The organism is Streptomyces sp. NPDC096013 (assembly GCF_044763565.1).
Lineage (GTDB): Bacteria > Actinomycetota > Actinomycetes > Streptomycetales > Streptomycetaceae > Streptomyces.
This window is the reverse complement of record NZ_JBIWGK010000018.1, coordinates 1-13,120: the sequence shown is the minus strand read 5'-3', so window position 1 is coordinate 13,120 and position 13,120 is coordinate 1. Positions and strand designations below refer to the sequence as shown.

Annotated in this window: 10 protein-coding genes and 1 rRNA gene; 5 read left to right on the top strand and 6 right to left on the bottom strand. The window is 72.0% G+C overall.

What is annotated here, in order from left to right; genetic code table 11:
• Positions 1 to 107 precede the first annotated feature (107 nt).
• The 5 genes from ACIRB1_RS39220 to mtnA all read right to left on the bottom strand — a co-directional run bounded on the left by ACIRB1_RS39220 (position 108) and on the right by mtnA (position 7,155).
• Complete coding sequence (locus tag ACIRB1_RS39220; RefSeq protein ID WP_403468886.1) at positions 108 to 1,163, bottom strand: ComF family protein; 1,056 nt, start codon at positions 1,161 to 1,163, stop codon at positions 108 to 110.
• A 246-nt stretch (positions 1,164 to 1,409) separates the two neighbouring features.
• Positions 1,410 to 3,245, bottom strand: a complete 1,836-nt coding sequence (locus tag ACIRB1_RS39215) for an LpqB family beta-propeller domain-containing protein (RefSeq protein ID WP_403468885.1) — start codon at positions 3,243 to 3,245, stop codon at positions 1,410 to 1,412.
• A complete protein-coding gene (gene mtrB / locus ACIRB1_RS39210; protein ID WP_403468884.1) occupies positions 3,235 to 5,316 on the bottom strand; it encodes an MtrAB system histidine kinase MtrB in 2,082 nt (693 codons plus the stop codon). The genes ACIRB1_RS39215 and mtrB overlap by 11 nt, the downstream gene beginning before the upstream one ends.
• A gap of 1 nt (position 5,317) precedes the next feature.
• Positions 5,318 to 6,007 (bottom strand): two-component system response regulator MtrA, encoded by a 690-nt coding sequence (mtrA, locus tag ACIRB1_RS39205; protein WP_187284748.1) that lies wholly within the window; start codon positions 6,005 to 6,007, stop codon positions 5,318 to 5,320.
• 8 nt (positions 6,008 to 6,015) lie between these two features.
• The gene (gene mtnA, locus ACIRB1_RS39200) at positions 6,016 to 7,155 is read right to left on the bottom strand and encodes an S-methyl-5-thioribose-1-phosphate isomerase (RefSeq protein ID WP_403468883.1); all 1,140 of its coding nucleotides are present in this window, start codon (positions 7,153 to 7,155) and stop codon (positions 6,016 to 6,018) included.
• Positions 7,156 to 7,295: 140 nt separating this feature from the next.
• Here mtnA and ACIRB1_RS39195 point away from each other — a divergent pair, with 140 nt between their 5' ends.
• From ACIRB1_RS39195 to ACIRB1_RS39175, 5 genes are read left to right on the top strand one after another with little or no spacing between them, the layout of a single operon-like run.
• Positions 7,296 to 8,645 carry a hypothetical protein gene (locus ACIRB1_RS39195; RefSeq protein WP_403468882.1) on the top strand — a complete coding sequence of 450 codons (1,350 nt, stop codon included), beginning with the start codon at positions 7,296 to 7,298 and terminating at the stop codon, positions 8,643 to 8,645.
• A gap of 4 nt (positions 8,646 to 8,649) precedes the next feature.
• Positions 8,650 to 9,435 (top strand): DUF4129 domain-containing protein, encoded by a 786-nt coding sequence (locus ACIRB1_RS39190; RefSeq protein WP_403468881.1) that lies wholly within the window; start codon positions 8,650 to 8,652, stop codon positions 9,433 to 9,435.
• Positions 9,432 to 10,625 (top strand): DUF4350 domain-containing protein, encoded by a 1,194-nt coding sequence (locus ACIRB1_RS39185; RefSeq protein ID WP_403468880.1) that lies wholly within the window; start codon positions 9,432 to 9,434, stop codon positions 10,623 to 10,625. Before ACIRB1_RS39190 ends, ACIRB1_RS39185 begins: the two co-directional genes overlap by 4 nt.
• Complete coding sequence (locus ACIRB1_RS39180; protein ID WP_369186350.1) at positions 10,625 to 11,614, top strand: AAA family ATPase; 990 nt, start codon at positions 10,625 to 10,627, stop codon at positions 11,612 to 11,614. Before ACIRB1_RS39185 ends, ACIRB1_RS39180 begins: the two co-directional genes overlap by 1 nt.
• Positions 11,614 to 12,924: a DUF58 domain-containing protein gene (locus ACIRB1_RS39175; protein WP_403468879.1), complete on the top strand. Its 1,311-nt coding sequence runs from the start codon at positions 11,614 to 11,616 to the stop codon at positions 12,922 to 12,924. Before ACIRB1_RS39180 ends, ACIRB1_RS39175 begins: the two co-directional genes overlap by 1 nt.
• Positions 12,925 to 13,027: 103 nt before the next feature.
• On the opposite strand, the gene rrf is transcribed toward ACIRB1_RS39175, so the two are convergent.
• Positions 13,028 to 13,120 (bottom strand): 5S ribosomal RNA (rrf, locus tag ACIRB1_RS39170); the annotation flags it as partial.

Below are 13,120 nucleotides of genomic sequence, written 5' to 3'. Positions count from 1 at the left end.
ACAACCGAACATATCTCGCCCGGACGGATGTCGTCACCCTCTACTGCCGCGTACCTCCGTTCAGGTGAATTGCCCCTGTCATTACCTGCAACGACACAAGATCGCAGTCAGTTCCGGTTTATTTCGAAGGAATCTGGCGAAGCCGCGATCACCGCCGCGCGGATCAGGTCATCGGGGCCGTTCACATCCACGAATCCCGGTGCACTGAGTGCCATGTTCCTCCTGTTCTCCATTGATCTCTCGCTGTGTTCTTCTCTGCCTTCCCTGGACGCACGCGCGTACACAGCGGTCGCGCCAACTTCTCGGCCGGACGCGATCGCCGACCGCACGGCACGCGCCGCCTCCCGCAAGGTGGCCCCCGTCGTCATCAGGTCGTCGACGAGCACCACCCGCCCTCCGGCGAGCAGCCCGGCGCCGCCCGCGACCACCTCCAGCGCACCGGCGAGATTCTCCTGCCGCTGCCGGGAGTTGAGCCCCGACTGGTCGGCCACCCACCGCCCCTGCCGCAGCACGGAGACCACCCGGGCCGGCGTCCCGGTCCGCCGCAACTCCCCCGCCGCCGCGAGCGCGATCCGCCGCGCCGGATCATGCCCCCGGGCCCGCACGGTCGCCCGCGCGGAGGGCACGGGGACGAGCAGAATCGGCGCCTGAGCTGGACCCCGGAGCTGAGCGCGGCAGACGCCCAGGTGCCGCTCGGCCTGCGGCTGACGACGCCCCTCGTGGGCTTGACTGGCTTGCATACGGCCCTGCCCTGCCGCATGGGCGACCTGAGGCTGGCGACGCCCTGCTGGGGGGCCGCTGTGAGGCTGGCGTTGTCCTGCCGGAAGGTCATTTTGAGCCTGCCGATCCCCCAACCGCACCGCTCCCACCCGCACCGCTCCCAACCGCACCGCCCCCGCCAGCGCCGCGCCCAACGGCCCGGCAAGAGCCAGCGCGCCTCGTTCCTTGTGGGCGAGGAGCATCGCGCGCACCTCGTCCGCGTACGGAGCCGTCGCGTACGTCACCGGCAGCCCTGACGGCTCGGGCATCGGTCGCACCCGGCTCGGTACGGCCCCGGTCAGGGCGGCACGGCACTCCGGACAGAGCACCGTGCGAGGCCTTCCGCAGCCTCCGCACTCGGCCGGCAGCACCAGATCCGTGAGGTCCCGCCACCACCCCCGCATGTCCACCACTGTGCCAACGCCCCCGCCGACCGGCCACCCCTGTGGACAACGGCCTGTGGACAACTCCGCGCAACCGTCGACGGCCCTCACCCGCACGAGTGCGAGCCCGCCCCGGAACACGCGAACGGCCGCCTCCCCCGAGCCTCAGCCCGACCGGAGACGGCCGCTTTCAGTCCGTCACGTCAATGCCCCGACGCGTCGGGCATCCCCGCGCGCCGCGGCCAACCGGGACGACGCATCAGGGCATCACCCTGGATAGACCGGCGCCGAGCCCGCCTTGACCACCTTCTGCCACTGCGCCCCGCTGGGCAGCCGTACGATCCCGTCCTCCGAGTAGGCCACCAGCGGCAGCTTGTCGTCCTCGGACGCGGCGATCTCCTTGACCCCGGTCAGGGCGGCCGGGGCCGGGCCCTCCGGTGTGGAGCCGTCGATCTGGACGTACCGCATCTGCAGGACGCCTTCGTGCTCGCGGCCCACCACCACGAGCCGGCTGTCCCCGGCCCACGACATGGCCGTGATCTCCTCCAGGTCCGGGGTGACGGACCGCAGTTCGAGAACCGAGACCACCGGCGGCTCGCCGCTCGTCCCGCTCCGCTGGATGCGCCCGATGAGCAGGGACCGCTTGCCGCCCTTCTCCACGACGAGCGCGATCCGCACCCCGTCGGCGGCCACCCGTACCGACTCGATACGGCCGTCGAGCCCCGGTGCCTCCACCGCTATGGGCTGTCCGGCGCCCTTCTGGAGCAGGAGCAGCCGGGAATTCGCCTGGTCCCGGTCGGCCACCCAGAGGTCGCCCTGCGCGTCCCAGCTGGGCGCCGTCAGCCGGTCGTCCTCGGTCTTGCCCTGGCTGGTCAGCACCGGGTCGCCGAGGGAGGCACCGGACACCATCGAGCCGACGTAGAGCGACTTCCCGTCGAGGCCGACGCCGGCCCCGGTCTCCTCGTCGCGCGAGATCGCCACCGACCGCAGCTGCTTGCCGCCCTCGCCCAGCGCGCCCGGCACCGGATCGGCGTGCGTGCCGCCCGCACCGGGCATGCGTACCACCCGGTGCTTGTCGTCGAGGAAGTACAGGTACTCGGGACGGTTCACGGCGCCGTGTGCCGCGAGGCCCTCCGCGCTCTCCTCGGAGTAGACGCACAACTGGGCGCCGTTGGCGGCCTGCAACTCGACCTCATCCACCGTGGGCGTCATCGTCCGGAGCGTGTAGAGGATCTGCGTGGCCATCTCGTCGCACCGGGCAAGACCGACCCGCGAGGCCGTCTGGTTCAACGGGACCGTCAGCTTGTTCTGGTCGTCGGGCGTCAGCGAGGTGACATCTTTGCGGAGCGTCGTCCCGGTGGGGAAGCTCGACCTGACCACGGGCCTGAGCCAGCTGGTCGGCCCGTTGAGCAGCGACCGCACCATCTGGGTCACGGGGTCGACCCGGCGCCGTACGAACACGGGGTCGGCGACCGCGATCGGCTGCGAGCTCGTGCCGGCCGACGTGTTCGACGCGAAGTAGTACTTGTTGACCGACATGTAGTTGCGCTGGAAGTCCGACTCGCCCAGGACGACGCCCTGCGGCAGCTCGTCGATGCGCCACTGGCCGCTCTTCGCGTCCTTCGTGAGGTGGACGGGCTTGCTGTACTGCCCGTTCGCCGGGGCGTACGCCTGCTGCGCGTCCACTGTGGCGACCCGGTCGCCGGTCAGCGTGTACGTGAAGGTGTCGGTGTCCTCCCGGCCTGCCGGGGCGCGGAGGGCCTGCGTGCTCGGACCGTCGGCGAGCACCGTGGTGGACTGCTCCGGCTGCCAGCCCCGCGCGGCCTTGGCGGTCAGGTACATGCGCGCTGTCTTGAAGTTCGGGTCGTCGCTGGTCAGTGCCTCCAGGAAGCCCTGCACGATCTCGCCCTGCGACGCGTCCTCCCGGGGTGGCATCGCGAAAACGCGCACCTGGGTGTCCTGTCGGGGCGTCGACTCGACCCCCCGGAGATCCCCGCTGTCGGGCATCGATGCGCATCCCGCCAGTACGACGACGCCACACGCGGCGTACGCCACCGCGCGTCCCTGCCGCTGCCGGGCGCCCCCCACGCGGTCAGCGCCCACGAGATGCCTCCCCCTGCTTGGTCGAGTTCTCCGGCGCGGCGGCCGGGTCCGTACTGCCCGCGGTCTCGCTCCGGCCCGGTTCCGCGGCCGGCCGGTCCTCCTGGCGCCGGGTGCCGCCGGTGGGCCGAGGTACCACGCGCGCGCCGTTGCCGGGCAGCGCCGTCGGGTCCGCCGTCGCGGTCGTGGTGTTCAGCCTCGGGGCGATCGGGGTCCGCGCGGATATCGGCGCCCCCTGGTCACCCGTCGGCTGCACCGGGACCGTCGCGCGCTTGTCCCCGCCCCCGCTCGGCAGACCGGCCTCATTAAGTCCACGATTACGGCGTGAGTCCTTGGGCTCCAGGGGTATCGGGGAGCCCCGTAGCGGTTCGTCGGCGGTGCGCGGCAGCGTCAGCCGGAACTGCGAACCGCCGCCCGGCTCGCCCCACGCCTGGAGCCAGCCGCCGTGCAGTCGCGCGTCCTCCAGGGCGATGGACAGCCCCAGACCCGTACCACCGGTGGTACGCGCGCGTGCCGGGTCGGCCCGCCAGAAGCGGCTGAACACCCGGGTCGCCTCACCGGGCTTGAGCCCCACCCCGTAGTCGCGCACCGCGATGGCGACCGCACCACCCGCGGTGGCGAGCTTGACTATGACGTCCTTGCCGTCGCCGTGCTCCACGGCGTTGACGACCAGGTTGCGCAGCACCCGCTCGACGCGCCGGGCGTCGGCCTCGGCGACCACGGGCTGCTGGTCGCCGACGACCCGTATCCGCGTGCCCTTGCGCTCGGCGAGCGGCTCAGCGCCGCTCAGGACCCGTCGTACGACCTCTCTGAGGTCTATCGGCTCGGCCTCCAGGGCCGCCGCGCCCGCGTCGAAGCGGCTGATCTCCAGCAGGTCCGCGAGCAGCGTCTCGAACCGGTCCAGCTGGTCGGCCAGCAGTTCGGCCGACCGCGCGGTCATCGGATCGAAGTCGACGCGCGCGTCATGGATGACATCGGCCGCCATCCGTACGGTCGTCAGCGGCGTCCTCAGCTCGTGCGACACGTCGGACACGAACCGCCGCTGCATCCGCGACAGGTCCTCCAGCTGCTGGATCTTCAGCTGGAGGTTCTGCGCCATCTTGTTGAAGGCCTCGCCGAGCCGCGCGATGTCATCCTCACCGGTGACCTTCATGCGCTCCTGGAGACGCCCGGCGGACAGCCGCTCGGCGATCCCCGCGGCCATCCGCACCGGCGTGACGACCTGCCGCACGACGAGCCAGGCGATGGCCCCCAGGAGTACGACGACGAAGAGCCCGGCCGTGGCGAGGGTCCCCTTGACCAGGCTGAGCGACTTCTCCTCCTGGGTGAGCGGGAAGAGGTAGTACAGCTGGTACGGGTCGCCGTTCGGGTCGTTGACCTGCTTGCCCACGACGAGCGCCGGCTGGGACTCCTTGCCGTTGCTGTAGATGATCCGGGTGTAGCTCTGGGCGGCGGTCGTACGGTCGTTGACCCGCGCGCGCAGGTCCTCGGGGACGCTGGCGGACGGGTCGACGTAGCCGGAGCCGCGCGGGCTGCGTCCGCTGCCGCTGTCCATCCCGGCGGGCAGGGTCACCACGTCGAAGGCGCCCTGGCCGCCGCTGGAGAGCGACGACACGAGGTCGCTCATCCACTGGATGACGTTCTGGGAGGAGTTGCCCCCGGTCGAGCCGTCATCGGCGGTTCCGGTGGCCGCCTCGTCGGCCCGCTGCTTGGCCACGGCGAAGCCGCCCGTGGCCTGGCTCTGCGAGGCCTTCACCTTGGCGTCCAGCAGGCCGTTGCGCACCTGGCCGATGACGACGAAGCCGAGCAGCAGGACGACGCCCAGGGACATCAGCAGGGTGGTGACGACGACCTTGAGCTGGATGTTGCGTCGCCACAGCCGCATGACGGGCAACAGCGGGCGGCGCACCCAGCGCATGAACAGGCGCAGGACCGGGCTGCCCTGGACCCCGCCCTGAAGCAGCCCGCCCTCCAGCAGGCGCCCCCAGCGGGAGCCCGCCGCCTTCCGGCCGACAGGCCGCCCCGCACGAGCCCCGGACCCCCCGGGCGCCGAAGCGGCACTGTCCCTGGACACGTCAGCTCGGTCCCGCCTTGTAACCGACACCTCGGACGGTCACCACGATCTCCGGCCGCTCCGGGTCCTTCTCGACCTTGGAACGCAGCCGCTGGACATGCACGTTGACCAGCCGGGTGTCCGCCGCGTGCCGGTAGCCCCAGACCTGCTCCAGGAGCACCTCACGCGTGAACACCTGCCACGGTTTACGGGCCAGCGCGACCAGCAGGTCGAACTCCAGCGGGGTCAGGGCGATCGACTGCCCGTCCCGCTTCACGGAGTGACCGGCCACGTCGATGACCAGGTCGCCTATGGCGAGCTGCTCGGGCGCGGGCTCCTCCGACCTCCGCAGCCGCGCCCGGATCCGGGCGACCAGCTCCTTCGGCTTGAACGGCTTCACGATGTAGTCGTCCGCGCCCGACTCCAGGCCCACCACGACATCGACGGTGTCGCTCTTCGCCGTGAGCATCACGATCGGCACCCCGGACTCCGCCCTGATCAGGCGGCACACCTCGATACCGTCCCGTCCGGGCAGCATCAGGTCCAGGAGCACCAGGTCGGGCTTGCTCTCACGGAAAGCGGCCAGCGCCTTGTCGCCGTCGGCTACGAAAGACGGCTCAAAACCTTCACCACGCAACACAATGCCGAGCATCTCGGCCAGTGCGGTGTCGTCATCGACGACAAGGACTCGTCCCTTCATAAACGACATCATCCCATTAACTAAATCGTTACCTGTCGTGACCTGTCACACAGCTCTGCCAGCGCCTCCGCCGTCACGGGCGAAACAGCGCCTTCTTCGGTGACGATCGCCGTCACCAGCTCGGGAGGCGTCACGTCGAACGCCGGGTTGTAGGCCTGGGTTCCCAGCGGTGCCACCGGAATCCCGCCTCCCGCTCCCGACACCGTCACTTGGGGTGATGTGATCTCCGTCACTTCGAATCCAGGGCGCTGCTCCACCTCGATGGACGCCCCGTCCGGCGTGTCCGGATCGACCGTCGTCACCGGCGCCACCACGATGAACGGCACATGGTGGTACCGGGCGAGCACGGCAAGCGGATAGCTCCCCACCTTGTTCGCCACCGAACCGTCGGCGGCGATCCGGTCCGCCCCGATCAGCACCGCGTCCACCTCCCCCGCAGCGAACAAAGAGCCCGCCGCGTTGTCCGTGAGCAAGGTGTACGCCATTCCGTTGCGCGCCGCCTCATACGCCGTCAGGCGAGCACCTTGCAGCAACGGACGCGTTTCGTCCACCCACAGCCGCCTCAGCCGCCCGTCCCGGTGCGCCGCGAGCGCCACCGCGAAGGCCGTGCCCTCGCCGCCGGAGACCAGCGCCCCGGTGTTGCAGTGCGTCAGAATCCGGTGCCCGCCGCCGGGCAGCAGCTCGTCCAGCAGGGCCAGCCCGTGGGCGGCCATTCGCGCGCTGGCCTCGGCGTCCTCCTGGTGCAGCCGCCGCGCCGCGGCCAACGCGGCCCCCGCCGCCCGCTCGGCGCCACCGCCCTCGGCGAGCGCGGCCCGGTGCGCGGCCTGCGCCCTGCGCACGCCCACGGAGAGGTTCACCGCGGTGGGCCGGGCGCCCGCCAGAGCGATCGCGGCCTCGTCCACGTCGAAGCCCCGCGCGGCGGCGAGCGCGACGCCGTACGCCCCCGCGATGCCGAGCAGCGGTGCCCCGCGCACCGCCAGTGAGCGGATCGCCTCCACCAGGGCGGACGCGTCCGTGCAGACCAGCTCGACCTCCTCGGCCGGCAGTCTCGTCTGGTCGAGTAGGACGAGCACAGGACCCTCGGGGGGTTCGTCCCATCGGATCGCAGGTATGTCGGTCGGCCGGCCGTCCTCGCCGGATTGCGCGTACTGATCAGCCATGCGGTCAGTCTGCCCCGTATCCGGCGGACAATTGAAGGTGTGCAGCCCATACCGCGGCCGGTCACCGCTCGACCACCCCATGGCACGATGGCTGCCAACCTGCCGCCGCGCCCGCGGACGGGCACCGTGAAGGAGCGACGATGAACGACACTCCGGGCTGGGCCTCGCCCGGATCCGCCCCGCCCGACAGGCCCGAGCCCGGCGCGTCCGGTACCGCCGAGCCGGCCGACGGCCCCGGTCCCGCACAGCCCGCGGACCAGCCGGGCACCGGCCCGCAGTGGTCCAAGGAGCAGCCCCCGGCCGCCCAGTGGTCCGCGCCCACCGGCGCCCCCGGCCAGGACCAGGCACCACCGCCCCCACCACCGGGCCCGGGCTGGGGCAGCGGCCACCCCGGCGGCCCGGCCGGTCCCGGAGGATACGGCGGCTACGGCGGCCCCGGTGGCCCTGGTGGCTACGGCCCTCCCGGCGGCTGGGGAGCCGGCTGGGGCGGCCCGCCGCCCGCGGCCAAGCCCGGTGTCATCCCGCTCCGCCCGCTCGGCGTGGGCGAGATCCTCGACGGCGCCGTCTCCACCATGCGCACCTACTGGCGCACGGTCCTGGGTGTCTCGCTCAGCGTCGCCGTCGTCATGCAGACCATCGTCGTCCTCGTCCAGGGCTTCGCCTTCAACGACCTCTCCAGCGCCAACGCGCTCGACGACCCCAACGCCAGCGCCTCCGAAGTGACCCGCGCCATGAGCGAGGCCTTCCTCAGCACCGGCGTCGTCTACCTGGTCGTCCTCATCGGCACCGTCATCGCCACCGCCCTGCTCACCTCGGTCACCAGCCGCGCCGTGCTCGGCAAGCCGGTCACCGCCGGAGAGGCCTGGCGCGACGCCCGCCCCCAGGTGCTCAAGCTGTTCGGCCTGATCTGCCTGCTGATCCTCATGGCCGTCGTCCTGATCGGCGTCCCCACCGTGCCCGGCATCATCGTGGCGCTCGTCGGGTCGCAAGGCGTGGGCATCGCACTCGCCGTCATCGGCGGCCTCGCCGGCTGTGTCGTCACCCTGTGGCTGGCGATCCGCTTCTCCCTTGCCTCGCCCGCGCTGATGCTGGAGAAGCAGGGCATCATCAAGTCGATGACCCGCTCCGCGAAGCTGGTCCGGGGCTCCTGGTGGCGCATCTTCGGCATCCAGCTGCTCGCCCAGATCATCGCCAGCATCCTCTCGTCGATCCTCGTCATCCCGTTCGCCTTCATCGCCGGGCTGTTCAGCGGCGACGGCATCAGCGGACTCGTCGACGGCACCGGCAACCTCGGCTGGACCTTCCTCATCATCAGCGGCCTCGGCTCGGTGATCGGCCGCATGATCGCGTTCCCGATCACGGCGGGCGTCACCGTGCTCCTGTACATCGACCAGCGCATCCGCCGCGAGGCCCTCGACCTCGACCTGGCCCGCGCCGCCGGCGTCCCGGACCAGGGCACTGCCGCCCCCGGCCCCACCCCGGGGAGCTGATGCGGTGAGCCTGGCGGGGGGAGTTCTCACAGCGGCGTCCACGGCGCCGCCGCGCGCCGCCGAGTCGGTCACGGGTGCGCTGCTGCGCGCCCACGGCACGGTCGTCCGCTCGTCGGCCCTCTCGGGCGACGAGCCTCCGGTGACGCTCCCGCGCGACCCCGCGCGGGAGGCGGCCCGGCGTGAACTGTCCAAGCAGATGTACCACCAGAACGACCCCAGCCTGGTGCAGCGGGCCCTGGACGCCATCTGGAACTGGATCGAGAAACTGTTCGGCAGGGCATCGGAGGCGGCGCCCGGCGGCACGCTCGGCCTGCTCGTCGTCGTCCTGGCCGTCCTCGCCGTCGGCGCCGCCCTGTGGTGGCGCCTCGGCACCCCCCGCCGCCAACCCGGCTCCGCCCCCGCCCTGTTCGAGGACGGCCCGCGCAGCGCCGCCGAACACCGCTCGGCCGCCGAGGCACACGCGGCCCAGGGACACTGGAACCCCGCCGTGCAGGAACGCATGCGCGCCATCGTCCGCGCCCTGGAGGAACGGGCCCTGCTCGACGCCCGCCCCGGCCGCACCGCCGACGAAGCCGTCGCGGAAGCCGGCCGCGCCCTGCCCTCGCACACCGCCGAACTCCGCGCCGCCGCCGCCCACTTCGACGACGTGACGTACGGCGGACGCGGCGCGAGCGAGCAGTCGTACCGCCGCATCGCCGAGCTCGACCGCGAACTGGAGCGGACCAGGCCCGTCCTCACCAGCAGCGCCCACAGCACGGCCCACCACACCAGCCAAGGGGCCGCCGAATGACCGCGGAGGCCACGCTTCCCGCCACCTCGGCCTCGCCGACCGCCCGCCAGGTGTGGACCCGCGCGCGGGGCATCCTCCTCGCCCTCGTGATCCTCCTGGCCGCCGCCGTCGCCATCGCCGCGATCCGCTCCGACGCCCGGCACGGCGACCTCGATCCGCGCTCCGCCGATCCCTACGGCAGCCGCGCCGTCGCCGAACTCCTCGGCGACCGGGGCGTGTCCACGCGCGTGGTCACCACCCTGGCCCAGGCTCGCGCCGCGGCCGGCCCGGACACCACCCTCCTGGTCGCCGTCCCCGACCTGCTGACCGACCGTCAACAGTCCGGCCTGCACACGGCTTTCGCCGACTCCGGCAGCCGTACGGTCCTCGTCGCCCCCGGTCCCGTGTCCCTGCCCCGGCTCGCCCCCCAGGTCACCGCCGACCCCGGCCCCGCCCTCTCCTCGACGCTCTCCCCCGACTGCTTCCTGCCTGCCGCCCGGCGCGCGGGCGACGCGGAGACCGGCGACTACCGGTACACGACCACCGCCGAGAACGCCGACACGTGCTACCCCAGTGAGGGCCGATCGACCCTGCTCCGCATCCCGGACGCGTCCAAGGGCGGCGACACCGTCGTCATCGGCTCGCCCGACATCCTCTTCAACAAGCGTCTCGGCAAGCAGGGCAACGCCTCGCTCGCCCTCCAACTCCTCGGCTCCCGCCCCCATCTGGTCTGGTACCTCCCCTCCCTGACCGACTCCTCGGCCACCGACTCCGGCAGCCAGAGCTTCTTCGACCTGCTCCCCTCGGGCTGGCTCTGGGGCACCCTTCAGCTGTTCATCGCCGCAGCCGTGGCCGCTCTTTGGCGGGCACGCCGACTCGGCCCCCTGGTGCCCGAAAAACTTCCCGTGGCGATCCGCGCCTCCGAGACCGTCGAAGGCCGCGCCCGCCTCTACCGCAAGGCCAACGCCCGCGACCGCGCCGCCAACGCCCTGCGCTCCACCACCCGCACCCGCCTCGCCCTTCTCACCGGCGTCCCCGTCTCCCAGGCGCACGCGCCCGAAGCCCTGCTCCCCGCGCTCTCCGCCCACCTCCACGGCGACGGCCAGACCCTGCACGCCCTCCTCTTCGGCCCGCCGCCCAGCGACGACGCTGCCCTCATCGCACTTGCCGACCAACTCGACGCCCTCGAAAGAGAGGTACGCCGTTCATGATGGATCCGACCACTGACAACGCCGGGACCATGGGGGACGCGGGCACCGCCCGGGCCTCCCTCGAATCCCTGCGAGCCGAGATCGCCAAAGCCGTGGTCGGCCAGGACCCCGCCGTGACCGGTCTCGTCGTCGCCCTCCTCTGCCGCGGACACGTTCTCCTAGAAGGAGTCCCTGGGGTCGCCAAAACGTTGCTCGTCCGCGCCCTCGCATCCGCGCTCGAACTCGACACCAAGCGCATCCAGTTCACCCCGGACCTGATGCCGAGCGACGTCACCGGCTCCCTGGTCTACGACACCCGCTCCGCCGAGTTCCGCTTCCAGCCCGGCCCGGTCTTCACCAACCTGCTCCTCGCGGACGAGATCAACCGCACCCCTCCGAAGACCCAGTCGTCCCTGCTGGAGGCCATGGAGGAGCGCCAGGTCACGGTCGACGGCACCCCGCGCCCTCTCCCCGACCCGTTCCTGGTCGCCGCGACGCAGAACCCCGTCGAGTACGAGGGCACGTACCCCCTCCCCGAGGCGCAGCTCGACCGCTTCCTGCTCAAACTGACGATCCCTCTCCCCTCCCGCCAGGACGAGATCGATGTCCTCACGCGCCACTCCGAGGGCTTCAACCCGCGCGACCTGCACGCCGCAGGACTGCGCCCCGTCGCCGGCCCGGCCGACCTCGAAGCTGCCCGCGCGGCCGTCGCCAAGACGACCATCTCCCCCGAGATCACCGCCTACGTGGTCGACATCTGCCGCGCCACCCGCGAGTCGCCGTCGTTCACCCTCGGCGTGTCCCCGCGCGGCGCCACCGCCCTCCTGGCCACCTCGCGCGCGTGGGCCTGGCTCACCGGCCGCGACTACGTCATTCCGGACGACGTGAAGGCCCTCGCCCTCCCCACCCTCCGCCACCGCGTACAGCTGCGCCCCGAGGCCGAGATGGAGGGCGTGACGGCGGACTCCGTCATCAACGCGATCCTCGCCCACGTCCCGGTCCCCCGCTGATGGCCCTCACCGGACGTGCCGCCCTCCTCGCAGCCCTGGGCTCCCTCCCCGTAGGCATCTGGGAACCCAGCTGGACGGGCATCCTCGCCGTCAACGCCCCCCTGGCACTGGCCTGCGCCTGCGACTTCGCCCTGGCCGCCCCGGTCCGCCGCCTGAGCCTCACCCGCTCGGGCGACACCTCCGTACGCCTGGGCGAAACCGCCGACGTCACCCTGACGATCACCAACCCGTCCCGCCGCCCGCTCCGCGCCCGCATCCGCGACGCCTGGCCCCCCAGCAGCTGGCTCCCCGGCACTGAATTCGCCGCCTCCCGCCACCGCCTGACGGTCCCGCCCGGCGAACGCCGCCGCATCACCACCCGCCTACGCCCCACCCGCCGCGGCGACCGCCACGCAGACCGAGTGACCATCCGCTCCTTCGGCCCCCTCGGCCTCCTCACCCGCCAGGGCACCCACGCGGTCCCCTGGGCGGTACGCGTCCTGCCCCCCTTCACCAGCCGCAAGCACCTCCCCTCGAAACTCGCCCGCCTGCGCGAACTCGACGGCCGCACCAGCGTCCTGACCCGCGGTGAGGGCACGGAATTCGACAGCCTGCGCGAATACGTCCCCGGCGACGACACCCGCTCCATCGACTGGCGCGCCACCGCCCGCCAGACCACGGTCGCGGTACGCACCTGGCGCCCCGAACGCGACCGCCACATCCTCCTGGTCCTCGACACCGGCCGCACCTCGGCGGGCCGCGTCGGCGACGCCCCCCGCCTCGACGCCTCCATGGACGCGGCCCTGCTCCTGGCAGCCCTGGCATCCCGCGCTGGCGACCGCGTGGACCTCCTCGCCTACGACCGCCGGGTCCGCACCCTCGTCCAGGGCCGCACGGCCCGTGACGTACTCCCGTCCCTGGTCAACGCGATGGCGACACTCGAACCCGAACTCGTCGAAACAGACGCCCGAGGCCTGACAGCCACCGCGATCCGCACGGCGCCCCGCCGCTCCCTGATCGTCCTGCTGACCAGCCTCGACGCGGCCCCCGTCGAAGAGGGCCTGCTCCCCGTACTCGCCCAACTCACCCAGCGCCACACAGTTCTGGTGGCATCCGTCGCGGACCCTCACATCGCCCGCATGGCCACATCCCGCGGAAACACGGAGGCGGTCTACGAAGCCGCAGCTGCGGCCCGCGCCCAGACCGAACGCGACCGCACCGCGGAAAAACTCCGCCGCCACGGCGTCACCGTCGTCGACGCGACACCGGACGACCTCGCGCCGGCACTGGCAGACGCGTATCTGGCTCTCAAGAGCGCGGGACGTCTGTAATACGGGGCCTGCTTGGCTTGTAAAGGCAGAGCTCTTTGCAGATCCCCTTAAACGCAGAAAACCCCTGTACCGAATAAACGGTACAGGGGTTTTCGCAATAATTGTTCGGCGGCGTCCTACTCTCCCACAGGGTCCCCCCTGCAGTACCATCGGCGCTGTAAGGCTTAGCTTCCGGGTTCGGAATGTAACCGGGCGT

Excerpts from the sequence above, each read along its gene's own strand:
- ACIRB1_RS39180 (WP_369186350.1), top strand. The coding sequence starts at position 10,625 with ATGGATCCGACCACTGACAACGCCGGGACCATGGGGGACGCGGGCACC.
- mtrA (WP_187284748.1), bottom strand. The coding sequence starts at position 6,007 with ATGATGTCGTTTATGAAGGGACGAGTCCTTGTCGTCGATGACGACACC.
- ACIRB1_RS39195 (WP_403468882.1), top strand. The coding sequence starts at position 7,296 with ATGAACGACACTCCGGGCTGGGCCTCGCCCGGATCCGCCCCGCCCGAC.
- mtnA (WP_403468883.1), bottom strand. The coding sequence starts at position 7,155 with ATGGCTGATCAGTACGCGCAATCCGGCGAGGACGGCCGGCCGACCGAC.
- ACIRB1_RS39220 (WP_403468886.1), bottom strand. The coding sequence starts at position 1,163 with ATGCGGGGGTGGTGGCGGGACCTCACGGATCTGGTGCTGCCGGCCGAG.
- ACIRB1_RS39175 (WP_403468879.1), top strand. The coding sequence starts at position 11,614 with ATGGCCCTCACCGGACGTGCCGCCCTCCTCGCAGCCCTGGGCTCCCTC.
- ACIRB1_RS39185 (WP_403468880.1), top strand. The coding sequence starts at position 9,432 with ATGACCGCGGAGGCCACGCTTCCCGCCACCTCGGCCTCGCCGACCGCC.